Source organism: Fusicatenibacter sp., from assembly GCF_050872605.1.
GTDB lineage: Bacteria > Bacillota > Clostridia > Lachnospirales > Lachnospiraceae > Fusicatenibacter.
This window is the reverse complement of sequence record NZ_JBNMHD010000004.1, coordinates 16,027-42,258: the sequence shown is the minus strand read 5'-3', so window position 1 is coordinate 42,258 and position 26,232 is coordinate 16,027. Positions and strand designations below refer to the sequence as shown.

Genomic DNA, 26,232 nt, shown 5'->3' with positions numbered 1-26,232 from the left:
TTGTTGATTCCGTTTATAGTTAGCTACAAAAGGGCCGAAGTTTATCCTCCGCCCCACACTCACGCTTATTATAGCAACCATAGAACAAAAAATCAAGAGAATTTCCCTTGCTTTTTCTGCATTTCACCATTATAATATATTACATGTCTTTTCTACTTTAACGCGTTGAATGGACAAATCATTTTACCTATGAATGGGGGATTTTTTTATGAGTGGAACGAAAGAAAAAAAACTCAATCTGCCACAGTCACTGCTTTTGCTGCTGCTGATCATCGTATCCGTCGCAGTCTGTATCCGCCTGAAAACCGGCGGTCCTATGATCGGCCTGTTTGCAAGCTGGATTTTTATCTATCTGTTTTGTAAGATTTTCGGTATTTCTTACGCCAACATTGTTGCCGGCGCATACGATGCCATCCGTATGGTCGTCCCGACGCTCTGCCTTCTGATGGCCATCGGTGTCATGATCGGCACCTGGCTGCAGAGTGGCACCATTGCCACCATCATTTCCTGGGGCTTAAAAATGATTAACCCGTCCTGGCTGCTGCCTCTGACGCTGCTGTTCTGCTCCATTTTGAGTATTGTAACCGGTACTTCCTATGGTTCCGCCGGAAGCGCAGGTGTTGCCATGATGGCGATCGGAAACGCCATGGGTATCCATCCTGGCATGGTAGCCGGTGCTGTTATCTGCGGTGCCATGTTCGGTGACAAATTAAGTCCTCTTTCCGATACCACAAACCTTGCTCCGGCCGTTGCAGATGCCAAACTTGGCGATCATATCCGCTCGATGCTCTGGACCACCCTTCCAACATATGTGATAACCTTAATTCTTTTTACTATTCTCGGTTTCCAGCAGACCAGCGGAAGCTATACCGAGGGAAGCATTACCGTTTACATCGATGCTTTAAACGGTGAATTCCAGCTTGGATGGATTACCATGATCCCTGCCATCCTGATTATTGTATTGCTCCTCTGCAAAGTAAATGCGATCTCTGCACTTGGTCTTTCCAGCTTCGCTGCCGGATTTGTTTCCTATTTTGTGCAACACGATACTCTGCAGGGCATCATCCGCACAGCTTACAACGGTTACACAACCGCAATCGAAGAACCGGTATTACAATCCATCTTAAACCGCGGCGGCATGGGAAGCATGCTCCAGTACGTAGCCATTATCTGCTTTGCTGTCGGCATGGGCGGCATGCTGGAAAAACTTGGTGTACTGGATCACATTCTTCAGGCAATTGTAAAGAGAATCAACAGCGATGGAAGTATGATCCTGGCAACGATGATTGTCGGTTACGTGACCAGCCTCATCAGCTGCTCCCAGCCGATGGCACACGTTCTGACCGGCCGTCTGATGGCACCTGTCTTTCAAGAGCGCAAGGTTGCACCGGAAATTCTTTCCCGCTGCCTCGAAGACTCCGGAACTATGGCTGGTCCTATGATTCCATGGCATGGCTACGGCGTATACATGGCCGGCACACTTGGTGTTGCATGGTCGGCATTTTTCCCGTACTTATTCCTGCTTTACCTGACCCCGGTTTTCAGTATTTTCTATGGATTTACCGGAATTTCCATTAAGCATCTTCCGGAAACCAAAAACAATGAATCAAAAGAAGAGAAATAAGGCAAAAGCAGAAATCGTAACAGGAAATCATAAACAGAAACAGAAACAAAAAATGAAAAGGAAAAGAGAAAGAATGCAGACAAAACTTGTTCTTCTCGGAACCGGCACACCAAATGCGTGTCCGAATGCCAACGGACCTTCCTCCGCTGTCGTGGTCGGTGACCGTGCTTATCTGGTAGATTTTGGCCCTGGCGTTGTCCGCCAGGCCTCAGCCGCCTATTTTAACGGCGTGGATGCCCTGCGGCCGGATCTTCTGACCGTTGCCTTCTGTACGCACCTTCACACAGACCATACCGCAGGATACCCGGATCTGATTTTTACTCCGTGGGTGCTGGAGCGCCCGGTTCCATTGAAAGTTTTCGGGCCAAAGGGCTTACAGCACATGACCGATCATATCTTACAGGCCTATGAAACCGACATTGATTTCCGAATTCACGGTTTCGAAAAAGCAAACGAATCCGGCTACCGCGTTGAGGTAACAGAAATTGAATCCGGCATTGTCTACCGGGATGACCTGGTTACGGTGGAGGCTTTTCCGGTCAGCCACGGAACACTGGAATGCTACGGCTATAAATTCACCACACCGGACCGCACAATCGTCATCACCGGCGATACTGCTCCGCTGGATCTCGTGGCAGAAAAATCGAAAGGCTGTGATATCCTGCTGCACGAAGTGGAATACGCCGCCGGAATCTCCTGCCGCGAACTAAAATGGCAGAAATACCACCGGGAAGTGCATACGTTAAGCACGGATCTTGCCGGTGTTGCAAAAAAGGCAAATCCGAAACTGCTCGTTACGTATCACCGGATTTACCATATGAATGTACAGGATAACCACAAAAACCTTGCCGCCGAGATGGCATGGCGCGATACTGCGATACTGGATGAAATCCGGGATGCAGGGTATGACGGATATGTCGTGAACGGAAAAGACCTGGATGTATTTTAAAATACGGGGCAGCGTACCAATTCTGGTTTACGAATTGGTACGCTGCCCCGTTCGTTTTGGGATGAGCCCGGAGACGCTTTCTATTTTCATTTACCCGACTGGCAGATTCTACCATACTCTGCGTTATTTCAGAACTGTTTTTTCTGTCTCTGCCTGTGATTTACCACAGGACGCAGAAGAAAATACGCAAAAACAGCCAGTGATGAAAACCATTTATTTCTTTGACATTAACCTCCTCAGAACGTATAATCATAGTATTACAACTCTGGCAAAACAGCAGGATTTTCTGCTGTTTGTCGTTACAGGAACCTGATCCGCAGACGGCTTGCACAGTCTGCCTTTCGTTTGCGTTCCAGAAAGGATGTTTTATATGGCAGCTACTACTGCGAAACCCGTAAAAAGCGCCGGTAAAATTCCCGGCAGTACCTTGAAAATCATTGCGATGGTCTGTATGCTGATCGACCACACTGCAGCTGTACTTTTCGACCGAATCCTGATTTCCCGCGGTCTTCTGAATGCGGTGAACGCTTCGGACGGAGGCGCATCATTTCTCTCTACCGGAAACACAGCTGTGATTTATTATGCGGATATGATTATGCGCGCAATCGGAAGGATCAGTTTTCCGATTTTCTGTTTTCTGTTGATTGAAGGGTTCATGCATACGCATGATGTGAAAAAGTATGCGCTGAATCTTGGGATTTTTGCACTGGTTTCGGAGATTCCGTTCGATCTGGCATTTGCGGGAAAACCGTTTTATCTGGATTATCAGAATGTCTTTTTCACTTTATTTATCGGCCTTGTGATGATGATTTTTCTGCAGAAAATCGATTCAAAAGCGCAAAAAGATGCCGGTGCATGGCAGAGGGCGAACTGGAAGGTTTCGGTTGGCAAGCTGCTGGTGATTGTGGCAGCCTGTGCAGTGGCCACGCTGTTGAAGACAGATTACAGTGCAATGGGAATTCTGACGATTGTGCTGATGTATAATATGAGAAAGAATAAAATGTACTGTATCGGAATCGGGTGTGCGGTGCTTACGCTGTTGAGTCTGAATGAAATCACCTGTTTTCTGGCTATGATTCCGGTGCATTTTTATAACGGAAAACGGGGATTGAATCTGAAGTATCCGTTTTATGCGTTTTATCCGGTGCATCTGCTGGTGCTGTTTGCGATTGCGGCGGTACTGGGGATGGCGGGGGTTGCGGTGATTTGACGGACGCCCGGAAGTGCGCCTGCGCCGCCTGGGACTGTGCCCTGGGGCGATGGCTGTGAGAAATGTGAAGTAGTTCTAATAGAAAAAGAGCGGGGCGAATAACAGACACCGGCATAATGCGCCAGGAAATCCTGATGATTTCCCGGCTTAGTATGCCTTGCCTGCTGGTGTGGAACACCATCAGGCAGTCTGTCATTCGCCCCGCTCTTTTTCTAAGAACTACTAACACATTTCTCAACGCCACCGCCCCAGGGCACAGTCCCAGGCGACACAGACGCACTTCCGGGCTGATAGTTGAGGACGGGAGGTCGAGAAGGTCTGGATTTGCTGCGCAAATCGGCGTGAGATTCTACTTAATATACTTCTTAACTTCCAGCGGATACCCCAAAAGCTCTTCGCTGCGAATCACTTCAAAATTCTCCGGTTGAAAATCTTTGCGTAACGTCACGGTGTTCAGGCAATGATATCCCAATCTATGATAGAGTTTCATCGCTTCAAAATTTCGCGCAGCTACCTCAAGATAGACAGATTCAGAATACTTTTTTATCTCGGCTTCGACCAGCGCAATCGCATGACTTCCGTATCCGTTTCCCTGGTATTCCGGAAGTACGAAAAGATCTTCGATCCAGTCAACTTCCGCCCCGCGGCTTCCGAGATGCACAAATCCAATGGGGATCTCTTCTTTTAAGATAATATAAAACACATGCCCTTTGTCTGTCCAGGCAGCAAGATTCTCCGCAGCCTCTTCGTCGGTTATGACATAATCACCATGAGCCAGCCAAAAGCCTCGAATCAGATCTTTTGCAAGTTGTGCTTCGTTTTCATATTTCTGTAAAGCTATAATTTCATTCATTTTTTCATCTCCCTTGTTTTTTTAACCGAATCAAGTAAGTCCCAACCCCCTGCTTATTGCTTCGCACAATGGTACCAGGCTCAAAAAGCTAATGCAAGCTCTGAATTGCCGAAGTGGCATAACTGATTCAGCCTCGAAGGACTCCCTGTCATACGCGCTGGGGTGTTTTTATATATGATTCATCTCGTTTCCGTTTCTCATAAATCGCTTCCATCCATTCCAGCACATCCTCTTTGTTCTGCTGAAACGGTTCGCTGTGGCTCAGAAAAAAATGCGGCGCACGCACGTTTTTTAGAACTCGGATTTCTGCCAGCAGGCGCTCGGCATTATAAACGGTCTGTCCGTTTTTCTGCGTCGCATATGCGGCATCTCCGAGGAAACACCACGTTTCATTCACTTCCAATGCAAGCGATCCTTTGGCATGACTCGATGGAATCGGAAATAAATGTAACCGCACGTCACCGTCCTGAAACCACGTATCTTCTTCTATCACAGTTCCTGTTTTTGTATAACGAAACGTATTTTTCCCCTGGTAAACCGCTTCGCACGAAATCTCCGACAGATTCCCGATATGGTCGGGATGAAAATGGGATAAAATCACCCGAATTTCTTTTCCGGTCTGTTCTGACTTTTTCTGCAGAATTTCTGAAACCGCAGGATGATTTCCCACGTCATATATCCAGAAAAATGCATCACCCTCGATGATCACAACATTTGCCGAAAGTGGATGTTCTGTCGGTGTAAGATAGGAAATGTGATTGTTGATTGTCTGGATGTGCGGAATCTGTATCGGCTCTTTTCTTTCTTCTTTCATCAAATCAACACCTCTTTTCCTTCGAACACAAAACACAATGACCGACAGATTTATGAAATCTCTTTCGTTCTCTGCCGGTCATGATATTAATGAAAATTAGCAGCTATTCAGAGCCCCATCTCGATTCCGCTTACGCTGCATCTCGATGTTGCTTCTCGCCATATGAAATTCCAGAAAAACAGCTCATTCATGTAAACATGATTCACGATTTTTCTTCCATTTCGCATGGTTCTGAATCGTTACAAAAATTATCTTATTTAGAAGCTGAACACCGCCACACCATACGCCGGAAGTGAATAGGCAATCCGATATGGCTGGCCATCGCATTCTCCCGTTTTGGCGCGGTAGACTACCTGGCGTTTTTCGGTCGGACCGCCGTATTTCATATCGGAGCTGTCGAGTACCAGGCGGTACTGTTTTTTGCGCGGTACACCACACATATAGTCCGGACGCTCGACCGGTGTGAAATTGCAAACAAACAACAGGTTGTTTTTTCCTGTCGGTGACCAGCGGACAAAGCTGTAGATGCTCCTGTCGCCGTCGTCGGCGTTGATCCACTGGAAGCCTTCGTAGCCGCAATCATTCGCATAAAGTGCCGGATACTTTCTGTACATTTTCAGCAGGTCACTAAAGAAGGCCTGCAAATGCTGATGTCCCTCTTCTGCCAGCAGGAACCAGTCAATCTCCCGTTCCTCGCTCCACTCGCGGAGCTGTCCGAAATCCTGTCCCATGAACAGCAGCTTTTTACCGGGATGGCCAAACATGAAGGCATAGCCCACCATCAGGTTTTGGAATTTTTCATCCAGATTGCCCGGCATTTTGTTGATCATAGAGCATTTCAGGTGAACCACCTCGTCATGCGACAACACAAGAATGTAATTTTCGGAAAACGCATACGTCATACCGAACGTCATCTTGTTATGGTTGTATTTGCGGAAATACGGATCGAGCTTCATATAATCAAGGAAGTCATGCATCCATCCCATGTTCCATTTGTAGGAGAAGTGCAGGCCGCCTTCCTCCACGCTTCCGGTTACCTTCGGCCATGTTGTGGACTCCTCGGCGATCATGATCACACCCTTGTTTCGTCCGCGCACCAGTGTATTCAGATGTTTGAAAAACTCAACGGCTTCCAGATTTTCATTTCCACCGTTCCTGTTCGGCACCCACTGACCTGGCTCTTTTCCGTAATCGAGATACAGCATGGAAGCAACCGCATCTACACGAAGACCGTCTACATGGTACTCTTCAACCCAGTAGAGCGCATTCGCCAGCATGAAGTTCTTGACTTCATTTTTGCCATAGTCAAAGATCTTGGTTCCCCACTCCGGGTGCTCGCCCTTTCTCGGGTCGGCGTACTCGTACAGCGGCTGTCCATCGAAGTCGGCCAGTCCGTGCGCATCCTTCGGGAAATGCGCCGGTACCCAGTCCAGAATAACACCGATTTTATTTTTATGCAGATAATCAACAAGATATTTGAACTCTTTCGGTGTTCCGTAGCGGGAGGTCGGTGCGTAATAGCCCGTTACCTGATAGCCCCAGGAACCATCAAACGGATGCTCGGCGATTCCCATCAGTTCTACGTGGGTATAGCCCATTTTTTTGACGTAATCGGCAAGCGAATGTGCGAGCTGCACGTAATTGTAGAATCCATCCGGGTTGGATTCGGACCACGGATGTTTCATCCAGGAACCCGGATGCACTTCGTAGATGGAGAGCGCGGATTTCTGAACGTCAAATTTTTTGCGGTTCGTCAGCCATTCGCTGTCACCCCAGCGGTAGCCCTCGATTTCGGCTACTTTGGAAGCGGTACCCGGCCGTTTTTCGGATGCAAATGCGTATGGATCTGCTTTGTACAGTTCTCTTCCGTCCGGTGTGCGGATGTAATATTTATACATCATTCCTTCTGTCACGCCTGGAACGAACACTTCATAAACGCCGTCCTCGCCGACTTTCCGCATCACATTGGCATGGGCATCCCAGCCGTTGAATTCGCCGATGACAGATACTTCCGCCGCATGCGGAGCCCATACGGTGAACCAGGCTCCTACTTTGCCGTCTTTTTTGTCCAGGTGCGCACCCATTTTACGGAAAATATCGTAATGGGTTGCCTGGCCGAATAAGTACTGATCCAGTTCAGAAAATCTTGGCTGATAGCCCACCGGTTTTTTCGGCGCTTTTCCTTTTTTCGCTGTTGTTCTTGCCGTTGTTTTCGCAGTTTCCTTCATAGAAAAAATCCCCTTTATGCTTCTTTTTCAATCAGAACACAGCCACACGGAGGTATCTCAACGAAAAGTCTTCCATTTTCCGGAGAAATGGCTTCGCCGGTTACCGCGTTTTTCCATGTTCCGTCGCAAGGTGCCGGAATCGAAACTCCCGCACTCTGGTTTTCATCATTATTTACTGCCGTGATCAGAGCGTCTGTTTCATCCAGGCGCGCAAAAGCATACTGGCGGTTGGTCAGCATGAGTTCGCGGTATCTTCCCGTTCGTGCTGCAGGATGTTTTTTTCTGACGTCTGATAATGTTTTGATCCAAGCCGGAAGTTTTTCTGCCGGCGGATTTTTTTCCAGTTCTTCCAGATTCAGCGCCGGGCGCAGCGGATCATCGTTTCCGCCTTCTTTTCTTCCCTCGATGCCGAATTCCGATCCGTAATAGATGGACGGGATGCCCGGCAGGAAGTACAGCAGCGCATAAATTGGAATCATGTTTTCTTTTACGTTCAGCTTGCTGGCCAGACGGTCTACATCGTGGTTGTCAACAAAGCTGTACAGTTTCTTTCCTTTGTAAATACCGCCGTTTTCATCAAATTCGCGGCGGATCGTATGTGCAATTTCAAAGTAATTATGATCGTTATGTCCCGAATAAAGTCCTTTGTGAAGCTCGTAGTTTGTGACGCTGTGCAGCAGATGCTGTCCATCTCCGATATAACGTGCATAGTCGCCGTGGATGACTTCACCCATCAGCCAGAAATCCTGTTTTTTTGCGGATGTGCGTGCACGCATCTGTTCCATAAACCCAAAATCCAGGCAGTCTGCGCAGTCGAGACGGATACCGTCAATGTCGAATTCGTCGATCCAGAAATCGATGACGTCCAGCAGATAGTCACGAACCTGCTGGTTCTGGAGATTCAGATTGACAAGCTCAAAGCAGTTTCTCCATGCTTCGTAGGAAAATCCGTCGTTATAGCAGGTGTTCCCTCCAAACCAGATTCCTTTATACCAGCTGCAGTACGGAGACTGTTCTCTTTTTTCCTGAATGTCGCGGAACGCAAAAAATTCACGGCCGGTGTGGTTGAAGACACCGTCTACGACCACTTTGATACCGAGTTTGTGCGCTTTTTTCACGTAAGCGGTAAAATCCGCATTGTCGCCTAAACGACGGTCTACCTGTTTGTAGTCTTTTGTATCGTATCCATGTGTGGTTGATTCAAACAAGGGTCCAATGTAGATTGCAGTGCAGCCAAGATCAGCGATATGTGAAAGCCACTGTTCCAGTGTGGAAAAACGGTGTGCCGTTTCTTCCAATTCATTTTTCCTCGGCGCACCGGTCAGTCCGATCGGATAGATGTGATAAAATTCTGCCTCTTCATACCATGGTGCCATTATAATTGTCCTCCTTGTTTTTGCGTTATGAATAAATTCCATACATAAATTGGTGTACCAGCCGGTAGACTTCTTCGTCCCGGATGACAAGCCCGGAAAGATCGGAGTGATTTCCTGCTGTCATCATCAGGTAATGCATCAGAGTTCCGGAAAAGCCTACGGCGAATTGTTCCTGGCGGCCGTTCATGTTGCCGAGTTCTGCGCTGGCGTTGTCGAAGACATCGACGCACAGGCGGTAGAAACGGTCGATCATGGGGTATACGGTGCGGAAGCCTTCGCTTTTTCTTCCGGAATAGAACAGTGACATCATCAGCATATAGAACTTCGGATCTTCCGAGGCTCCGTTGAAGAAGGCACGCGCGATGCGGTACAGTTTTTCGGGGATGTTTTTCCCGATCTCGGAGGCTTCGGTGAGTTTTTGTTCCATAGGCTGAAAGTGTTCGTTTAACAGAGCTTCGAGGAGACCCTGTTTGCTGCCGAAGTAATAGTATAAGGTCGGTTTGGAGACTCCGACGGAGTCTACGATCTGCTGAACACCGACGGCGTCGTACCCGCTTTCGTAGAAGAGGGTCAGAGCTGAGTTCATGATTAGCTGACGATTGTCCATTTTGATTCCTCTTGTGGATGCGGATGGCGAACTCCAGAGAGCTGAGCCTGGCCGCGGTGTGGTTGTTGGGTTGATTGGTTACGTGTGAGTTTGCATTTGTTTTGTTATGAAATGCTTTTGTTGGTTATTGTTGTAAGAAGTCTGTATTTGTGTGTGATGGTCGGATTGCGTGAATGATTGGCAATTTTGACGAATTTTGTTGGATTTTGCAGGCTTCTTATGTGTGTTTCTGTTATCATTATACCAATCGGTATATAAAAAGTCAATGCAAAATATATAATGGGCGAAAATAGGTACAAAAGAAAAAGAACCAACGGGGAAATCTTGGTTTTGGTTTAGGATTTCCCTGTCGGTTCTTTTTTTATTTTCAGGACTGTTGTTTACACGAGTTCAAGTTCTTTTCTTTCTATCATTGCACGCACTTCGTCTTCTGACTTATCCGTAATCGATGCAATCTGTTCAACAGGAAAACCTTTTTGATAAAGTTTGCGGATAATCTCACTCTCTCCTTCTGCAAATGCTTCTCTTTTAATCCCTTCACTCAAACTGCCCATAGCTTTCACTTCCTTTCCTAACTCCTGCTCCATTGGTATGTCATACTCTTCTTCTAGTATATCACTTTTTCTCTCTACGGAAAGCTTTTTTGACAACAAAGCCCCAAGCAGACGATGCAGTTCATATTCTTCGCTCTGCTCCGGCAATGTTTTTCCCAGACCGATCATTACAATATTGATCAGATCTCTTTTTCCTTTCCAATAATACGATCCAAGGACAGGCTCGTCTGTGAAATGGAAGTAATTCATACAGTTTTCTTTCCAGTCCATACAGATCCAAATGGAATATATACGCTTAATATCATCATAATTTGAATTTTTGAAATCTCGTTCTTTCTGTGACGAGATCATGCGACTGGCGTAGAATGTGGCTCTGTTCAGGATGTCGTATTCGTTTGGGTCGCCGCGCTGGGCTTCGATATTGATGATGATCTGGGACAGGCCGTCGCGCATTCGCACGTAAAAGATGATGTCAAAGCGAATCAAGCCCTCATTCAGTTCCTGATTTTCTGTATTCAGACCGACGATACGCTCTCCGTTTTTTTCATATGTATGATTGGTCAGGCCAGGGTCAATCGGTACTTTACTGATATAGGGCTGGCCTTCAATTAAAAGTGCGGCGACTTTTGGGTTCATTCCGTAAAATTCGTCCACGGTTTTTACCAGGATATGTGCCAGGATGATTTTCTGGCCTAATATTCTTTTGGCACAGGCGTCGTACTGCGCACCCATGTCTGTTGTGGTTTCTATGGTATTTTTAATTTCCTGATTCAATAGTCCTCCTTCTGCGTTTTTGGCATTTTCTCTTTTTGTTCTCCAATTGCTGTTTTCCTTCGGATGCCGTATAATGGAAACAGCATTTTTTCAAATTTATTTTAAGGAGAACGTAAACTGATGATACGATTTAATAATGACTACAATCATGGCGCACATTCTGAGATTCTGGAGGCGCTGGGGGCAATTAACGAGAACAGTTATGGTGGATATGGTGAGGATGAATGGTGTGAGAAGGCTGCGGAGCTGATTCGGAAGAAGATTCATTGTGCGGATGCGGCGGTTCACTTTTTTCCGGGGGCGACGCAGGCGAATTTTATTGTGACGGCGGCGGCGCTTTCGCCGGTGCAGAGTGTGATTGCGGCGGATACCGGGCATATTAACTGCCATGAGGCGGCTTCGATTGAGAACACCGGACATAAGATTCTGGAGCTGCCGAATACAGATGGCAAAATTTCGGCGGAACAGATTGCTGCGTGTGCGGCGGCTTATTATGAAGGCGGCGAGCCGGAATATCTGACGGAGCCGAAGATGGTGTATCTTTCATTTCCGACGGAGCAGGGAACGCTGTATTCGCTGCAGGAGCTGAAGAATATTCATGATGTCTGCCGCAAGTATGGTATGTATCTGTTTTTAGACGGGGCACGGCTTGGATACGGGCTTGGTTCGGAAAAGAATGATGTTGCACTCACAGATCTTGCTGCGCTCACGGATGTTTTCTATTTCGGCGGAACGAAATGCGGTGCACTGTTTGGTGAAGCAGTTGTGATTACAGCGGATGCGCTGAAAAAACGCTTTAAAGCCTATATGAAGCAGAACGGTGCTGTTCTGGCAAAAGGCTGGCTGCTCGGACTGCAGTTCCACTGTCTGCTGGAGCATGATCTCTATTTCACTGCGACACGCCGTGCAGACGAGCTTGCGATGAAACTCCGCGAAGCATTTGCGGCGCAGGGAATTCCGTTCTGGGTGGAGAGTTTTACGAATCAGCAGTTTGTGATTCTCACCGATGCACAGAAGGAAACTCTGGAAAAACGCTATATTTTCGAGCCGATGGGAAAATCCGCAGACGGCGGAAATATTGCGCGGTTCTGCACCAGCTGGGCAACGACGGAGGCGGAAGTGCAGGCACTGATTGATGACCTCAAAGCCTTATAATTTTTGACAAAACCGGCATTCTGCAAACACCGGCGATCTCTAAATCTACTTTGCAAAGTTAAAGAAAAAGCTGTCCGGCGTGCCACGAAAATACAGATTTTGCCTTGTTTTACTCTAAGAAAGGATTTCTTTATGTCTCGTAAAATTGGCATTACCGCCTGCTCCAACCCCATGCGTCCTTCCTTTTCCGCCGATCTGGCGCGCCTCTGTCAGATTCTGCAGGAGCTGGGCTTCGAGCCTGTTTTAAGCCCCTGCCTCTACGACAATGGTTCCGGCTTTTCCGGTACCGGCGCGGAGCGGGCAGCCGCGTTGATGAACCTTTACCGTGACCCGGAAATTACGGATATTTTTGATATTTCCGGCGGCGATATGGCGAATGAAGTTCTGCCGTATCTGGATTTTTCCGTCATCGCGGCTTCCGGCAAGCGTTTCTGGGGATACAGTGATCTCACTACGATTGTCAATGCCATCACGGCTGCGACCGGAAATGAGTCGATGCTGTATCAGGTTCGGAATCTGCTGTACGACCACAGCGCCGAGCAGATTACTCTGTTCCAAAACGCTTTTTCCGGGCAGTCTCCCAGTCTCTTTGACTTCCCGTGCACATTTCTGCAGGGCGATCACATGGAAGGCGTGCTGATCGGCGGAAATATCCGCTGTTTTCTGAAGCTCGCCGGAACAGATTTTCAGCCGGACTTCCGCGGAAAAATCCTGCTTCTCGAAGCCATGGGCGGCGGTGTTCCGCAGATGGTTACATTTCTGTCCCAGTTGAAAATGATGCATGCATTTGAGCAGATCAATGGAATTCTCCTCGGAACATTTTCCAAAATGGAGTGCGACCAGCTGACACCGGATATGCCGCACCTTGTCCGTCAATTCGCCGGGTCGGATCTTCCAATTGCGCAAACTCCATACATCGGCCACGGCACGGACGCGCACGCTGCTGTGATCGGCAGATTCTATCAGATTTCTTCTGACTGATACACATCCGCGTAGCGCACGCCGAACTCCTGCGCATCTGCGTGATTTTCCATGTAGATATCAATGTGGCCGTACGGCGTGCCGCGGTCCTCGACCGTGTAAATTTTGCCGCCGATGTTCAGTTTTGTGCCGAACGGCAGAACACCGGTTGCAATGGTGCGGCCCTGCTCCGGCATTTTTCCGGACGCGGTCGGGCCGCCCGCCCAGCGGCCGCAGCAGACGGCGCAGTTGCAGTAGGCGGTCAGTTTGAAATTGCCGAGATATTTTCCCGAAGCGGTTTCCAACTGTTCACCTGCGGTACTGTTTTCTGCATTTTCTGCACTTGTCTTCTGCACATTTTCTGCTCCCGCCTTTTCTTTTCCACCATTCCCGTTTTCTACGGCCTGGTTTTCCACAGAATTTTTTTCTTTTCTCCCATTATCCACATCTTTCGTTTCTGTTTTGCTGTCACGCACTTCTTCCGGAATCACCCGCACGGCAAATTCCGTTGATTTTTCATAGTTAAAATCCGAAATCAGAATTCCCGTCGCCTCACTTCCAGCGTGAATCACTTTTCCATCGCCGAGGTAAATCATGACATGATAAATAAACCCGCTCTCCCGCTGGTAAAACAGCAGATCGCCAGGCTTTGCCTCCTGTATGGGAATGCGTGTTCCAGCCTTTGCCTGCTGGCGTGAGGTGCGCGGAAGGGCGTAGCCGAAATTGGAAAAAATCTGCTGGATAAATCCGGAACAGTCACAGCCGTTTATGAGACTCGTTCCACCCCAGACATACGGATTTCCCAGAAAATTTTTCGCATACTGCAGAAGCTCACCACGTGCTTCGCCGGAGGAAAGGAGTGTTTTTGTCGTCGCATACGTATAGGTATATGCCTTGTTATTCCATGGTTTTACCCACATTTCCGCCAGGGAAAAGCTTTCCTCTTGACAACGGTTTACCTCTTTTTCCGCCGCTTCTCCGCGCAGAAGATACCGCGCGCAGACAAATCCGCGGACGTCTCCCGATTCCACATAAACCCAGTCGGAATCTTCATCCGCCAGGATATAGCAGAGGCTTCCCTTCGGCAGGATTCCGACGATTTTCTGGTCTGTGCCTTTTCCTTCGCGGACGTGAAGCCAGGAATTGACATCGGCGATGGCATATGTTTTTTCTACCGTATGAAACAGCCATGGCATACGGGAAATCGTGACTTTTTCGGCTTCTGCCATTTGCCATGCGCTGTAGCTTTCCCGCATGCGCGCGGCTTCCTGCTCGGCAGAAAAGACAGGTTCTGCCCCGGCGGCTGGCGGTTCGACTGATGGTGATGAAGCAGAATTCGAAGAGGCTTCCGCTGTCTTATCCTCACGATTCGCACTGGCACTGCCTCCTGTGCTTTCATCAACACTTCCTTCCGAGCCGTTTTCTTCCTCCGGCGGCTCTAACTGAGTTCCATCTCCATCGCCGTTTTCCTCTTTCCTGCCTTCTGTTTCTTCCTGCCCCGGCCAGGGATCGTTGGAAACATCTTCCCCTTCTCCCGGCCACGGATCATCCGTTTCGCTGTTTCCCGGCTTTTCCGAAGTATCTGTGTCGCCTTCTGAACCCGGTGTCTCCGGCATATCTGTATGATCTCCCGAATCTGGCATTTCCGATATTTCGCCATGATTTCCCGAATCCGGCTCTCCCGGTTTCGTCACCCCCGTATCTTCTCCGCTCTCAGGTTTCTGCACTTCATCTGCATCCGCCCCCGGCTTCTCCACGTCCGCACTCTCTCCCAAATCCGGTCCCTGCGGCTTCTCCGAATCCGTTTCTTCTGTTCCATCATCCTGCGGACTTTCCGGTTCTGCCGCACTGTCATTTCCAGCCTCTTCCGTCCCGGACGCATCACCATTTTCTTCCGCATTCTGTTCCACCGAAACCTCGGCCGCCTGCGCCTCCGCCGCATCTTCTTCCACGCAAAAAGAAGCAGCCCCAACGGCTGCTTCCCCTGCAATCTCAATTCCAATCTGTCCCGGATCGGCCGTTTCCTCTTCTGCTGCATAAACGGCTGTCGGGTTTCCCAGTGTCACTGCGAGCGCGCCGATCATCGCGGCGCGCACCAGCTCGGCGCATTTGTCGCCCATCATTGTTTTATCAACCATTTTCGCTTTCTCCTATTCAATTTGTCCGGCCAGACGAAATTGATCCGAACAAATAAAACAGAAGAAACACCTCTTGTATCGCTTCCTATTTCTCTGCCCGAAACAGTCTGACCGCATTTTTTTCTGTCGTCTCAATGACTTCTTCTTCCGAAATTCCCTTGAGTTCTGCGATCTCCCGCACCACGTACGGCAGATACAGAGAAGAATTTCGTTTTCCCCGGTACGGAACCGGTGCCAGATACGGACTGTCTGTTTCCAGCAGAATACGCTCCATCGGAGCCATCTGAACCACTTCTTTGATCTTCTTCGCATTTTTGAACGTCACCACGCCGCCAATGCCAAGATAAAATCCCATTTTCAGGTATTCCTCCGCCATCTCCACGGAGTAGGAAAAACAATGAATGACGCCGCCGATCTCCTCCGATTTTTCCTCTTTCATGACGCGGAGCGTATCGGCCGCCGCCTCCCTGCTGTGAATAATCATCGGAAGTTTTTCTTCCCGGGCAAGCGCAATCTGACGGCGGAACCAGTATTCCTGCTTCTCGTGATTCTCCTTGTCCCAGTAATAGTCAAGGCCGATCTCACCGACCGCGACCGCCTTTTCCATGCGGCAGAGTTCCCGCATCCGCGCCATCACGTCCTCGTTCAGATCACCCACCTCATCCGGGTGAAAGCCGAACGCGCCGTAGATGAACGGATACGCTTCCATCAGTTTTCTTGTATTTTCCAGTGATTCCAGATTTGCCGAGACATTGATGATGCGCCCGATCCCGTTTTCCTGCATCGAAGAAAGCAGCTCTGCGCGGTCTTCATCAAATTTCTCATCGTCATAATGTGCATGTGTTTCAAATATCATATCCGAATTTCTCCTTAAAAAAACGAAACAGAAACGGAAGAAAGCTCTGCATAGCCTTCCCCTGTTTCCGTTTCCACGTTTATCTATCCTATCGTTCGTTGTTTTTCGTAAAAGTAAAGTGCGCCGCTGCGCCTGTGCTTATTATAACGCATTCATTTTTCCCGCGTCAACCAGGAAACGAAAAAATATATCACAGATTAACACGATCACCGCCGCGCCGCGATCTCGTCCAGCAGGCAGCCAGCCACTTCGTCTTTTCCCATGAGCGGAAGCTCCTTGATGCCGTCCTTCGTGATCAGCGTCACCACATTCGTCGCCACACCGAAGCCGGCGCCCTCCGTCTTCAGATTGTTCGCCGCGATCATGTCGAGATGCTTCTTCTCCAGCTTCGCGCGCGAGTTTTCCACCATATTCTCCGTTTCCATCGAAAATCCGCACACAAACAGACCCGGATGACGGTTCTTTTCCACCCATCCCAGAATATCATCGGTGCGCTCCAGCGGAATACTCATGTCGCCGTCTTTCTTTTTGATCTTCTGATCCGCCACTGTCGCAGGCCGGTAATCGGCAACTGCGGCCGCCTTGATCAGAATGTCTGTCTCCGGCAATGTCTCCTGCACCGCCTCCAGCATATCCTTCGCCGTCGTCACCGGTCGCATCGCAACGCCCGGAACCGGGGCTAATGAAACCGGGCCGGAAATCAGCGTTACCTGCGCGCCGCGGAGCATCGCCTCCCGCGCAATCGCGTATCCCATGCGGCCGCTGCTGTGGTTCGTCAGATACCGCACCGGATCGAGGGATTCCTGCGTCGGGCCTGCGGTCACGGTAACGCGCACACCGGCAAGCGTTTTTTCGTGCGCCAGTTCCATCGCAATGTAATCAAGCAGCACCTCCGGGTCCGGCAGTTTTCCTTTTCCGACATCCTTGCACGCCAGCATTCCCACGCTCGGCTCGATGATGCTGAAGCCGTATTTTTTCAGCGTCGCCAGATTATCCTGCGTAATCGGATTTTCCAGCATCGCCGTATTCATCGCCGGAGCGACCAGCTTTTTGCACTGCGCTGCGAGCACCACCGTCGTCAGCATATCATCTGCAATGCCGTGTGCCATTTTTGCAATCACATTGGCGGTAGCCGGGGCAATCATGATCAGATCCGCCGCTTTTGCCAGCGAAATATGCGTCACCTCATATTTAAAATCACGCGCAAACGTATCGACCACGCAGCGGTTGTTGGTCAGCGTCTCAAACGTCAGCGGGGTGATGAACTGCGTCGCATTTTCGGTCATGATGACATGCACATCCGCTCCGGCTTTCCGAAGGCCGCTTGCCACGTTTGCCATTTTATAGGCGGCAATTCCGCCTGTCACACCAAGTACAACACATTTTCCGTGAAGATTTTCCATTGTAACTCCGTTCTGCTGCCTCGAAGCAGCTTTTTCCTAAGATAGTTTTAGTATAGCAGACAAAAAAACAGATTACAACCAATCCTGTTTGCCATTGATGCAAAAAGGCTTTATAATAAAAGGACAAAAGAGCTCTACTTTTAAAATAAGCGCGAGGTATTTTTATGATTTTAGCCATCGATATCGGGAATACAACCGTCACGCTCGGCGGCGTCCGGACCGCACCGCAGCAGGCGTATTCCCTCGAATTTACAGCCCGGATTGACATCAACCACACCTGGTCTGCCAGCCAGTATGAGACTGCGATCGAGCAGCTTTTTGAAGACGAAAATCTTTCCCCGTCCGACTTTCGCGGAGTCATCATTTCCAGCGTCGTTCCGCCGGTCCTGACGCTTCTGCAGGAATGTGTCCGCTATCTGTTCGGCACAGAACCGCTGCTCGTCACATCCGAAAGTGATCTCGGCATGACGTTTTCCATCCCGGAACCGGAAAGAGTAGGCCGCGACCGCCTCGTCGATGCAGCCTGGGCTGCCGCACATTATCCACTGCCGGTCATCACCGTGGATCTCGGAACCGCAACGACGTTCAATGTCATCCGCGAAAACAGCGTCTTCTGCGGCGGAGCTATCGCACCGGGACTCGACATGGGACTTAACGCCCTCTCCGAGCGGACCGCCCAGCTCCCACGGCTCGACCTCCAGACTCCGGTGCGTATCATCGGGCAAAACACCGAAGAATGCATCCTCTCCGGCACAATTGCCGGCATGGCCGCGATGCTCGACGGCATGGTGCAGCGCATCGAAGCCGAACTCGGCTCCCCCGCCACCCTCATCCTCACCGGCGGCGCCGCCCGCTTCATCGAACCGCTCGTCCAGCACCCCCACATCTACGACCCGGATCTGCTGCTGAAGGGGCTGGCGTTTTTGTATGAGAAGAATTGTACGCATTAAGCAAAAATCGTTGCATCCCGAAGAGAACGTATCAGAACTCTTTCCGGTGATGCAGCGATTCTTTTATTTTAATAATTTCTTCCACTCCCGTATTGCATTCTCAGCAAGCGCACGTTTCTCTCCCTCATCCGACTGCGCGCCATATTTCATCAGCAAAGCATTCAGCTTTCCATCCAGCTCACTGTAAAACCGAACGGCTGTGATCTTCCCCTGTATATCCCGCATCTGCTCCTGATCCTCTTTTGAAAGATTCCGTATCCGTTTCTCCAGATCTTTTTTATAAACCGAAACACCCTGTGGAAACTTCACCCCGCTGCCTTCCATCCGCCCATCGATCGGGATTCCCTCTCCGGATAAAACTTCTTCGCTGTACAGCAGCTGCAGAAAAGAAACTGCCTTTTTCGGCTGCTTCGTATTTTTATTGATCCCGGCATAATTTATCGTAAGCATAGATCATCTGGTTTCATCTCCTCATCCAAACTTTTTTCAAAACAAAGCAAAAAGAACTTTTGACATTTCCACAAAAGCGTGATACTATGATATTGGAAAAGAGTGCTACCGATAGACGGTTAGTCCGATATAGTTTGCAAAAATAACCGCAACGTTTGTCAGACTGTATGGCGGTTATTTTTGTGTCTTATTGTTATCCTTGCCAAGCGTATATCCGATACTAAAGCAGGTTAAGCCGAAGCTCATTACTGCAAGAAAGTCCATAATACTCATTGGCTTAGCCCTCCTTTCAAAAGATTCTCTTTCGAGTTTCTATGTAATCAGAGGGTCACAGGTCTACACTTCGTTTCGGTCGTTGCTAAACGAGTGCCACCGGCACTCAGCAACCCTCTGTCGAAGGACTAACCGCCTACCGTTTTGATAGCACCCATATTTTTATTATATCCTCTTCACAATCAGCTTTCAACAACAAATTTACTCTTTTCGGTTATATTATAGTGTTTCTTTTTGGTTGTATTTTACGTTCGACACTTATTTCAAAACTTTCTCTTTCCACCACCATACGATCCCCACAACAATTCCTCCCGCCAGCACAAAAATCATCTGCCTTCCTGAAAGCTCCCATCCAAATAACTCAACCCTTACTTTCTTCGGCTGATACGAATACCCCATCAAAATTCTGTTATCATCCCCCGTCCCCACTGTAGCATGGCAATATGTGGTTCCCATAAATTTCATTGCAGAATTTGATGTTCCCAACTGGCTTCCGGAATAGCCGGCGCCGTTTAGCTGTTGATTATTTGCGACAAGATTTCCACTGACTTCCCAGTCGTTCATTTTGCTGTTTTTGTACCATAAGGTTCCGCCAAATTCATACGGTCTTATCGCCTCTCCCAACAAAAACGAAAAGCTGTCGTTTCCACAGAGTTTTTTGTTCTCTGTAAATTCATAGGTCGGATAAATATAAATCGTCGAACCATTTTTGAAGGCTGATGCATAGAACTCAATCCCTTCGAAATCTTCCTCTCTTCCATTCATCGCCTGTTTTCCTACATCGATTTTCATATACTCAAATTTTCCATCTCCGCTTTTTAAATCATCGACAATAAACTGCTTCACATGCTCATCCAGCTTTTGTATCTCATTCTCCGGCATCCCTGTTTCCTGCAAATAAGCATCGTAATCAGAAGAAACCTTTTCCTCTGCCTTTACATAAGATACCCCCGCATACAATGACAGTCCGCAGCAAAGTAAAACCAGAAATAACGTCCGCATTTTTCTCATTCAACACTCCTCCTTTCTGTTGTCATATTCGATAAACCCGTTCAAATATTCTCTCTTTATTATTATATTATCATAAGATTCAGAATCTTTATATGACGTTTTCCTTAACTTTTTCACATGCAAAAAATCCCTCCCCACACATCACGCATGGAAAGGGATTTCTCTATTTACTCTATTTTTCTTTTAATCCATCAGCAGATCTCCGCACCCGCCGGCATTGCTTTTTCCGGGGTCATGAGGCATACGTTGCCTTCGGCGTCTTCGGCGCAGAGGAGCATTCCTTCAGACATCATGCCTGCCAGTTTGGCTGGTTTGAGGTTGGTGAGGACCATAACCTTCATTCCGATGGTGTCTTCCGGTTTGTAATATGCTTTGATTCCGGAGACGATCTGTCTTGTCTGGCTTCCGACTTTGACCTGGAAGCAGAGAAGTTTTTTCGATTTCTTCACTGGCTCGCAGGAGATGATTTCACCTACCTGGAACTGCATTTTTCCGAAATCTTCGAAGGTAATTTCCTCCTTCGGCTCAAGGTCGATCACTGCCTCCTCTTCTTTTTCTTCTTCTCCGGATGCGGCAGCCATGGCAGCTTTCTGTTTTGCCTGGATCACTTCTACTTTTTCCATAACCTCTTTGACATCGAGTCTCTGGAACAGGATCTGCGGCTGATCGGTTACTTTATTGCCCGATACATACAGTCCGAACTGATCGAGCTCTTCGTAGCTGCGTTTTTCTGCATTTAACTGAGCAAGGATCTTCTCGGTGGTCTCCGGCATGAAGGACTCCAGCAGACATGCACCGATGGTGATGCTCTCTACCAGGTTGTACAGAACCTCTTCCAGACGGTCTTTCTTTGCCTCGTCCTTTGCCAGCGCCCACGGCATCGTCTCGTCGATGTATTTGTTGCAGCGTTTGAACAGACCAAAGATCTCGGTCATTGCATCTGCCACACGCAGCTCTTCCATCTTGGCAGCAACTTTTGCTTTTGTTGCGGTAACGACTGCTTTCAGATCATCATCCACTTCTTCTGCTGCGCCTGTCTTTGTCACAACGCCGCCGAAGTATTTGTTGCTCATGGAGATGGTACGGTTTACCAGGTTTCCAAGAGTATTGGCAAGGTCGGAATTCATACGCTCAACCAGCAGCTCCCAGGTGATGACACCGTCGTTCTCGAACGGCATCTCGTGCAGAACGAAGTAGCGGACAGCGTCTACGCCGAACAGGTCTACCAGATCGTCTGCGTAGATCACGTTTCCTTTGGATTTACTCATCTTGCCGTCGCCCTGCAGCAGCCACGGATGGCCAAATACCTGTTTCGGCAGCGGCAGATCAAGTGCCATCAGGAAGATCGGCCAGTAAATGGTATGGAAACGGATGATGTCTTTTCCGATCAGATGCAGGTCTGCCGGCCACAGCTTGTTGAACTGCTCGGAGCTGTTTCCGTCACAGTCATAACCGATTCCGGTGATGTAGTTGGTCAGTGCGTCCAGCCATACGTAGGTAACGTGCTTCGGATCGAAGGATACCGGGATTCCCCAGGTGAAGGAGGTTCTGGATACACAGAGATCCTGCAGTCCCGGAAGAAGGAAGTTGTTCATCATCTCGTTCTTTCTGGAAACTGGCTGGATGAACTCCGGATGGGTGTTGATATAATCGATCAGTCTCGGTGCATATTTGCTCATTTTGAAGAAATATGCCTCTTCTTTTGCCGGTGTAACCGGGCGTCCGCAGTCCGGGCATTTTCCGTCTACGAGCTGGGACTCGGTGAAGAAGGATTCACACGGTGTACAGTAAAGTCCTTCATAATATCCTTTGTAGATATCTCCCTGATCGTACAGTTTTTTGAAGATTTTCTGTACCTGCGCCTCATGATCCGCATCGGTGGTACGGATGAATTTGTCATAGGAAGTATTCATCAGATCCCAGATTCTCTTGATCTCGGTGGATACGTTGTCTACGAATTCTTTTGGTGTGATACCTGCCTCTTCTGCTTTCAGCTCGATCTTCTGGCCGTGCTCATCGGTTCCGGTCTGGAAGAATACGTCATAGCCCTGCTGACGTTTGAAGCGGGCGATGCTGTCTGCGAGTACGATCTCGTAGGTGTTTCCAATGTGCGGCTTGCCGGATGTGTAGGCAATCGCCGTGGTGATATAATATTTCGGTCTGATTTTTTCCATTTTATTTGTTTCTCCTTTCCAGTTCGCAGTATGTGCGCAAACTAAAAAAACTGCCTTATTCCGCTCTCTTGCCGTCGGAAGAAGACAGGTTTGTTTACCCGTGATACCACTTCTTTTCGTCCCTGCCTCACAGCAGAAACCTCTGCAGGTACATGTGCTATACCTCTCCGCTGTAACAGGCGGAACCTGTCGCAGCCTTACCGTTTCGGATTGTTGTTCTCACGGTTCGGTGCGCCTCTCGGAAGCCATGTTCGATCTGCCGCTCCTCCTCCCCTCTCAGCCTGCAAAACCGGAATGGTTTTCGGGGGTGTTTTCTGTAAATTCGCGGAAGCAGATGTACTCTCTTCGTCACTGTGTTTTGTTTTTATGCACTGCTTTTGTGCGCTAGTTTTATGCTAACACATTTACATGGATTTGTAAACCGCAAAAAAGCCCGCCGAATGGGGATTTTTCATATTTTTCCCATTCGGCGGACATTCTATTCATCGCAAAAATTATCTGTGGTTTGCTTTGATCACAGACATTGCTGCCTCATCTGCAACAACCGTCAGATCGTTGTGAAGCTGCAGGATGGAAGCCGGAACCTGCGGAGTAACCGGTCCGTACAGAACTTTGTCGAGGATCTCTGCTTTTCCTTCGCCGCTGACGATCAGCAGAACTTTTCTTGCCTGCATGATGTTCTTGATTCCCATGGTGTATGCCTGGGTCGGAACATCTTCTACTTTTTCGAAGAAACGTTTATTTGCCTGAATGGTGCTCTCGGTCAGATCCACGCAGTGTGTCTCTTTCTCGAAAGCTGCGCCCGGCTCGTTGAATCCGATGTGGCCGTTGTTTCCAAGTCCGAGCAGCTGCAGATCAATGCCGCCGACGCTGCGGATGATTTCGTTGTATGCTGCACATGCTTTTTCGCTGTCCGGCTCCAGTCCGTTCGGAACGAAGGTGCGCTCTTTGTTGATGTTGACATGATTGAACAGGTTGGTGTTCATGAAGTAACGATAGCTCTGATCATTCTCCGGGGAGAGTCCTTTGTACTCGTCCAGGTTTACGCTGGTGACGTTTGCGAAATCGAGGTCGCCTTTGTTGTACCACTCAACCAGCTGTTTGTAAGCGCCGACCGGGGTAGATCCGGTTGCAAGGCCGAGCACTGCGTGCGGTTTCATGATCACCTGCGCGGAGATGATGTTTGCTGCTTTTCTGCTCATATCATTATAATCTTTTGCTTCAATTAATAACATTTGTTTTTCCTCCAAATTTCTTCTATATAATAAATTACATAATAACCTGTTTCAGGTTCAGTTCGTCGTCCACCAGAAGTACATGCGCTTTTTTGCCCGGTGCAATGGATCCTACTTCATCGTAGATACCGATGCTCTGTGCCGGATTTCTTGTTGCCGCAAAAATGGCATCTGCCAGCGGAATATCAAACGAAACTGCTTTTCTCATGCAGTCGTACAGGTTCGTAGCGGAACCCGCGATCGTCTCGCCGTCAGTCAGGGTTGCTTTTCCGTCTTTCATCCAGACAGCCTGTCCCCCGAGAGAATACGTTCCGTTCGGCATTCCCGTTGCCATCATGGAATCGCTGATGAGAACCATGCGCTCACTTCCCATCATGGAGAAGGTCGCGCGGACAACCGCACCGTGAATGTGATAGCCGTCACAGATCAGCTCCATGCGGCACTCGGGATCGTCGAATGCGGCGCCGATGACACCAGGATTGCGGTGTGCGAACGGCGGCATGGCGTTGTACAGATGGGTGACATGGTGTGCTCCTGCTTTCATGGCAGCCAGCGCGGTGTCATAGTCTGCTGTCGTATGGCCGATGGAAACCATGACTTCATCGGAAACCTCTTTGATAAATTCCAGTGAGCCAGGCATATTCGGGGCCAGGGTTACGAGACGGATCTTTCCGCCGCTCACCGCATTGCATGCGCGGAAGAACTCAGCGTTCGGAGCCACGATGTTCTCCTCTGCCTGTGCGCCTTTTTTGACCGGGTCAATAAACGGTCCTTCCATGTTGACGCCGGCGATCACTTCTGCTTCCGGCTCATCTTTGATTGCTTCGATGGTTCCGAAGATTTTCAGCAGATCGTCTTTTGGCAGTGTCATGGATGTCGGGCAGTAAGAGGTGATGCCATGCGCTTTCTCGTAGCGCAGGATCTCTTTTAAACCTTCCACGTCTCCGTCTGAAAAATCATGTCCGGCAGCGCCGTGGCTGTGTACGTCAACCAGTCCCGGCAGAACCATCATGCCTTTCGCATCGATCACTTCCTGATCGGTCACTTCTTCTTTTGTGGAAACGAAACGTTTTCCTTCTATATAAAGATCTTTTTCCGCAAACGTTCCGTCTTCCTGAAATACACGTCCGTTTTTGATAATCATTGTCTTGCCTTCTTTCTTTGATCTGTTCTGATTATAATTTATGTTGATTTTATTTTCAACTATTTTTATATTTTAGAAATTACTTTCACATCATTAAAGTTCTTTCCGTTTTTCCGCCTGCTTTTACGTACAATTCACACACAATTGAAAGTTGATTCACCACCCCGCCTGTGATACAATACAGTAAGAAATGGGCTGAAATTTTTTCAGTTACCTACAGATACCAGGAGGACTTACGTTCCATGGAACACTTTGAAAAATCGATTATTCCTGTTATTGAATCTGTCTATCCCTCGTTCACTCCCCTGGAACGGACGGTAGCAGATTTTTTTATTCATAATACCGACGAATCGGATCTGTCCGCGCGCCACGTTTCGGAACTGCTCTATGTTTCGGAGGCTTCGCTCTCCCGCTTTGCGAAAAAATGCGGCTACACGGGCTACCGCGAATTTGTCTACCGTTACCAGGAAGGTCTGAACGCCGCACTGCCTGGCACGGACGATCACATCAAACAGGTGCTGAATACGTATCAGGAGCTGCTGAATAAAAGCTACTCGCTCGCCGACCGCGCGCAGATTGACCGCATCTGCCATATTCTCGCTTCGAAGCGTCGGGTGTATGTTTACGGTCTGGGAAGCTCAGGACTTTCTGCGCAGGAGATGAAGCTGCGGTTTATGCTTGCGGGCGTGGATATTGAAGCAATTACTGATATTCACATCATGAAAATGAACGCAGTTCTGCTTGATGAGAGCTGTGCGGCGATCGGCATCACCGTCAGCGGACGGACGCCGGAGGTGCTGCGGGCACTCGGCGCTGCAAAGGAAAAGGGGGCCTCGACGATTCTCTTTACCTCCCGCAGTTCGAGCGATTACGATACCTTCTGCGATGAGGTGCTGCTGCTGGCAGTCAAGGAGCATCTGAAGAACGGCGGCGCGATCTCTCCGCAGTTCCCGATCCTCGTGATGATCGACGTTCTCTACTCGCATTTTCTCACGACCGACAGTGAACGCAAGGAGGCTTTGTATGAATACGCCGTCACCAAACTCCATGAAACGTGATCCCGGCCGCGGCAGCGCGTATCTTCCTTTTCTGAAGAAACGCTGCCGCGATTTCTTTTTCTTCTGCCTGCTCCTCGGCGTTTACGTCGCCTTCATCACCCTCACAGGCATCGGCTGTCCGATCCGGTTTTCCACCGGCATTTCCTGCCCGGGCTGCGGGATGAGCCGTGCGGTACTGCTTCTGCTCTCGGGTCATTTTCAGGCGGCGTTTCGGATGCATCCGCTTGTCTATGCCGTGCTGCCCGCAGGCGTCTGGCTCTTCTTCGGGCCGGAACAGACGGCGGGACTTCGGCGTTTTAAAAAGGGGATCATTACGGTGCTTGTCGTGCTGTTTCTCGCCGTTTATGCCTGGCGCATTTATCACCACGACCCGCTCCTTTCTATTGACCCCTCGCTCTGGCGCGTGCTACAATGGTTCTATCTTAATTAAAGGGGG

At 49.0% G+C, this 26,232-nt stretch carries 23 protein-coding genes; 9 read left to right on the top strand and 14 right to left on the bottom strand.

Translation table 11 applies throughout. The annotated features are described in order from the left end of the window. Positions 1-208 precede the first annotated feature (208 nt). The 4 genes from nhaC to ACY2VT_RS02385 all read left to right on the top strand — a co-directional run bounded on the left by nhaC (position 209) and on the right by ACY2VT_RS02385 (position 3,783). Entirely contained in the window at positions 209-1,624 is a 1,416-nt protein-coding gene (gene nhaC / locus ACY2VT_RS02400; protein ID WP_461878737.1) for a Na+/H+ antiporter NhaC, read from the top strand. A 73-nt stretch (positions 1,625-1,697) separates the two neighbouring features. Further along, a complete protein-coding gene (locus tag ACY2VT_RS02395) occupies positions 1,698-2,573 on the top strand; it encodes an MBL fold metallo-hydrolase (protein WP_461878736.1) in 876 nt (291 codons plus the stop codon). After that, positions 2,563-2,886, top strand: a complete 324-nt coding sequence (locus ACY2VT_RS02390) for a hypothetical protein (protein WP_055267449.1) — start codon at positions 2,563-2,565, stop codon at positions 2,884-2,886. The genes ACY2VT_RS02395 and ACY2VT_RS02390 overlap by 11 nt, the downstream gene beginning before the upstream one ends. A gap of 57 nt (positions 2,887-2,943) precedes the next feature. Continuing rightward, positions 2,944-3,783, top strand: a complete 840-nt coding sequence (locus ACY2VT_RS02385) for a TraX family protein (RefSeq protein WP_461878735.1) — start codon at positions 2,944-2,946, stop codon at positions 3,781-3,783. A 349-nt stretch (positions 3,784-4,132) separates the two neighbouring features. On the opposite strand, the gene ACY2VT_RS02380 is transcribed toward ACY2VT_RS02385, so the two are convergent. From ACY2VT_RS02380 to ACY2VT_RS02355, 6 genes are all read right to left on the bottom strand, one after another. Beyond that, positions 4,133-4,636 (bottom strand): GNAT family N-acetyltransferase, encoded by a 504-nt coding sequence (locus ACY2VT_RS02380; protein ID WP_461878734.1) that lies wholly within the window; start codon positions 4,634-4,636, stop codon positions 4,133-4,135. Positions 4,637-4,784: 148 nt separating this feature from the next. Continuing rightward, positions 4,785-5,450: an MBL fold metallo-hydrolase gene (locus tag ACY2VT_RS02375; protein ID WP_461878733.1), complete on the bottom strand. Its 666-nt coding sequence runs from the start codon at positions 5,448-5,450 to the stop codon at positions 4,785-4,787. Between the two features lie 257 nt (positions 5,451-5,707). Beyond that, on the bottom strand, positions 5,708-7,678 hold the full coding sequence (gene glgB, locus ACY2VT_RS02370; RefSeq protein WP_461878732.1) for a 1,4-alpha-glucan branching protein GlgB: 1,971 nt from the start codon (positions 7,676-7,678) through the stop codon (positions 5,708-5,710). 14 nt (positions 7,679-7,692) lie between these two features. Beyond that, complete coding sequence (locus tag ACY2VT_RS02365) at positions 7,693-9,054, bottom strand: alpha-amylase family glycosyl hydrolase (protein ID WP_461878731.1); 1,362 nt, start codon at positions 9,052-9,054, stop codon at positions 7,693-7,695. 25 nt (positions 9,055-9,079) lie between these two features. Then, positions 9,080-9,661, bottom strand: a complete 582-nt coding sequence (locus ACY2VT_RS02360; protein WP_461877773.1) for a TetR/AcrR family transcriptional regulator — start codon at positions 9,659-9,661, stop codon at positions 9,080-9,082. A 380-nt stretch (positions 9,662-10,041) separates the two neighbouring features. Beyond that, positions 10,042-10,989 (bottom strand): hypothetical protein, encoded by a 948-nt coding sequence (locus ACY2VT_RS02355; protein ID WP_461874325.1) that lies wholly within the window; start codon positions 10,987-10,989, stop codon positions 10,042-10,044. A 120-nt stretch (positions 10,990-11,109) separates the two neighbouring features. Between ACY2VT_RS02355 and ACY2VT_RS02350 the strand changes: the two genes are divergently transcribed. Further along, positions 11,110-12,144, top strand: coding sequence for a threonine aldolase family protein (locus tag ACY2VT_RS02350; RefSeq protein WP_461878730.1), 1,035 nt, complete (start codon positions 11,110-11,112; stop codon positions 12,142-12,144). Positions 12,145-12,276: 132 nt separating this feature from the next. Then, complete coding sequence (locus ACY2VT_RS02345) at positions 12,277-13,125, top strand: LD-carboxypeptidase (RefSeq protein WP_461874323.1); 849 nt, start codon at positions 12,277-12,279, stop codon at positions 13,123-13,125. On the opposite strand, the gene ACY2VT_RS02340 is transcribed toward ACY2VT_RS02345, so the two are convergent. From ACY2VT_RS02340 to coaBC, 3 genes are all read right to left on the bottom strand, one after another. After that, positions 13,107-15,242: an NlpC/P60 family protein gene (locus tag ACY2VT_RS02340; RefSeq protein WP_461878729.1), complete on the bottom strand. Its 2,136-nt coding sequence runs from the start codon at positions 15,240-15,242 to the stop codon at positions 13,107-13,109. The two genes, ACY2VT_RS02345 and ACY2VT_RS02340, sit on opposite strands and share 19 nt — an antisense overlap. Before the next feature lie 85 nt (positions 15,243-15,327). Beyond that, the gene (locus ACY2VT_RS02335) at positions 15,328-16,098 is read right to left on the bottom strand and encodes a TatD family hydrolase (protein ID WP_461878728.1); all 771 of its coding nucleotides are present in this window, start codon (positions 16,096-16,098) and stop codon (positions 15,328-15,330) included. A 206-nt stretch (positions 16,099-16,304) separates the two neighbouring features. Then, entirely contained in the window at positions 16,305-17,501 is a 1,197-nt protein-coding gene (gene coaBC / locus ACY2VT_RS02330; RefSeq protein WP_461878727.1) for a bifunctional phosphopantothenoylcysteine decarboxylase/phosphopantothenate--cysteine ligase CoaBC, read from the bottom strand. Between the two features lie 164 nt (positions 17,502-17,665). Here coaBC and ACY2VT_RS02325 point away from each other — a divergent pair, with 164 nt between their 5' ends. Next, the gene (locus tag ACY2VT_RS02325) at positions 17,666-18,451 is read left to right on the top strand and encodes a type III pantothenate kinase (protein ID WP_461878726.1); all 786 of its coding nucleotides are present in this window, start codon (positions 17,666-17,668) and stop codon (positions 18,449-18,451) included. A gap of 63 nt (positions 18,452-18,514) precedes the next feature. Here ACY2VT_RS02325 and ACY2VT_RS02320 read toward each other — a convergent pair whose 3' ends face one another. The 5 genes from ACY2VT_RS02320 to nagA form a co-directional block, all read right to left on the bottom strand. Further along, a complete protein-coding gene (locus tag ACY2VT_RS02320; RefSeq protein WP_461878725.1) occupies positions 18,515-18,901 on the bottom strand; it encodes a hypothetical protein in 387 nt (128 codons plus the stop codon). Positions 18,902-19,432: 531 nt separating this feature from the next. Then, a complete protein-coding gene (locus tag ACY2VT_RS02315) occupies positions 19,433-20,185 on the bottom strand; it encodes a hypothetical protein (RefSeq protein WP_461878724.1) in 753 nt (250 codons plus the stop codon). A gap of 191 nt (positions 20,186-20,376) precedes the next feature. Continuing rightward, the gene (gene metG, locus ACY2VT_RS02310) at positions 20,377-22,359 is read right to left on the bottom strand and encodes a methionine--tRNA ligase (protein ID WP_461878723.1); all 1,983 of its coding nucleotides are present in this window, start codon (positions 22,357-22,359) and stop codon (positions 20,377-20,379) included. A 494-nt stretch (positions 22,360-22,853) separates the two neighbouring features. Beyond that, entirely contained in the window at positions 22,854-23,594 is a 741-nt protein-coding gene (gene nagB / locus ACY2VT_RS02305; RefSeq protein ID WP_117761352.1) for a glucosamine-6-phosphate deaminase, read from the bottom strand. A gap of 34 nt (positions 23,595-23,628) precedes the next feature. Further along, positions 23,629-24,738: an N-acetylglucosamine-6-phosphate deacetylase gene (gene nagA, locus ACY2VT_RS02300; RefSeq protein ID WP_461878722.1), complete on the bottom strand. Its 1,110-nt coding sequence runs from the start codon at positions 24,736-24,738 to the stop codon at positions 23,629-23,631. Between the two features lie 242 nt (positions 24,739-24,980). Here nagA and ACY2VT_RS02295 point away from each other — a divergent pair, with 242 nt between their 5' ends. Both ACY2VT_RS02295 and ACY2VT_RS02290 read left to right on the top strand, forming a co-directional pair. Then, positions 24,981-25,796, top strand: coding sequence for a MurR/RpiR family transcriptional regulator (locus ACY2VT_RS02295; RefSeq protein ID WP_461874312.1), 816 nt, complete (start codon positions 24,981-24,983; stop codon positions 25,794-25,796). Beyond that, positions 25,762-26,226 carry a DUF2752 domain-containing protein gene (locus ACY2VT_RS02290; protein ID WP_461878721.1) on the top strand — a complete coding sequence of 155 codons (465 nt, stop codon included), beginning with the start codon at positions 25,762-25,764 and terminating at the stop codon, positions 26,224-26,226. The genes ACY2VT_RS02295 and ACY2VT_RS02290 overlap by 35 nt, the downstream gene beginning before the upstream one ends. The last annotated feature ends 6 nt before the right edge of the window (positions 26,227-26,232 follow it).

What these genes read in the sequence shown, in the direction of transcription:
- nhaC (WP_461878737.1), top strand. Translation starts at nt 209, where the DNA reads ATGAGTGGAACGAAAGAAAAAAAACTCAATCTGCCACAGTCACTGCTT.
- ACY2VT_RS02395 (WP_461878736.1), top strand. Translation starts at nt 1,698, where the DNA reads ATGCAGACAAAACTTGTTCTTCTCGGAACCGGCACACCAAATGCGTGT.
- ACY2VT_RS02390 (WP_055267449.1), top strand. Translation starts at nt 2,563, where the DNA reads ATGTATTTTAAAATACGGGGCAGCGTACCAATTCTGGTTTACGAATTG.
- ACY2VT_RS02385 (WP_461878735.1), top strand. Translation starts at nt 2,944, where the DNA reads ATGGCAGCTACTACTGCGAAACCCGTAAAAAGCGCCGGTAAAATTCCC.
- ACY2VT_RS02380 (WP_461878734.1), bottom strand. Translation starts at nt 4,636, where the DNA reads ATGAATGAAATTATAGCTTTACAGAAATATGAAAACGAAGCACAACTT.
- ACY2VT_RS02375 (WP_461878733.1), bottom strand. Translation starts at nt 5,450, where the DNA reads ATGAAAGAAGAAAGAAAAGAGCCGATACAGATTCCGCACATCCAGACA.
- glgB (WP_461878732.1), bottom strand. Translation starts at nt 7,678, where the DNA reads ATGAAGGAAACTGCGAAAACAACGGCAAGAACAACAGCGAAAAAAGGA.
- ACY2VT_RS02365 (WP_461878731.1), bottom strand. Translation starts at nt 9,054, where the DNA reads ATGGCACCATGGTATGAAGAGGCAGAATTTTATCACATCTATCCGATC.
- ACY2VT_RS02360 (WP_461877773.1), bottom strand. Translation starts at nt 9,661, where the DNA reads ATGGACAATCGTCAGCTAATCATGAACTCAGCTCTGACCCTCTTCTAC.
- ACY2VT_RS02350 (WP_461878730.1), top strand. Translation starts at nt 11,110, where the DNA reads ATGATACGATTTAATAATGACTACAATCATGGCGCACATTCTGAGATT.
- ACY2VT_RS02345 (WP_461874323.1), top strand. Translation starts at nt 12,277, where the DNA reads ATGTCTCGTAAAATTGGCATTACCGCCTGCTCCAACCCCATGCGTCCT.
- ACY2VT_RS02340 (WP_461878729.1), bottom strand. Translation starts at nt 15,242, where the DNA reads ATGGTTGATAAAACAATGATGGGCGACAAATGCGCCGAGCTGGTGCGC.
- ACY2VT_RS02335 (WP_461878728.1), bottom strand. Translation starts at nt 16,098, where the DNA reads ATGATATTTGAAACACATGCACATTATGACGATGAGAAATTTGATGAA.
- coaBC (WP_461878727.1), bottom strand. Translation starts at nt 17,501, where the DNA reads ATGGAAAATCTTCACGGAAAATGTGTTGTACTTGGTGTGACAGGCGGA.
- ACY2VT_RS02325 (WP_461878726.1), top strand. Translation starts at nt 17,666, where the DNA reads ATGATTTTAGCCATCGATATCGGGAATACAACCGTCACGCTCGGCGGC.
- ACY2VT_RS02320 (WP_461878725.1), bottom strand. Translation starts at nt 18,901, where the DNA reads ATGCTTACGATAAATTATGCCGGGATCAATAAAAATACGAAGCAGCCG.
- ACY2VT_RS02315 (WP_461878724.1), bottom strand. Translation starts at nt 20,185, where the DNA reads ATGAGAAAAATGCGGACGTTATTTCTGGTTTTACTTTGCTGCGGACTG.
- metG (WP_461878723.1), bottom strand. Translation starts at nt 22,359, where the DNA reads ATGGAAAAAATCAGACCGAAATATTATATCACCACGGCGATTGCCTAC.
- nagB (WP_117761352.1), bottom strand. Translation starts at nt 23,594, where the DNA reads ATGTTATTAATTGAAGCAAAAGATTATAATGATATGAGCAGAAAAGCA.
- nagA (WP_461878722.1), bottom strand. Translation starts at nt 24,738, where the DNA reads ATGATTATCAAAAACGGACGTGTATTTCAGGAAGACGGAACGTTTGCG.
- ACY2VT_RS02295 (WP_461874312.1), top strand. Translation starts at nt 24,981, where the DNA reads ATGGAACACTTTGAAAAATCGATTATTCCTGTTATTGAATCTGTCTAT.
- ACY2VT_RS02290 (WP_461878721.1), top strand. Translation starts at nt 25,762, where the DNA reads ATGAATACGCCGTCACCAAACTCCATGAAACGTGATCCCGGCCGCGGC.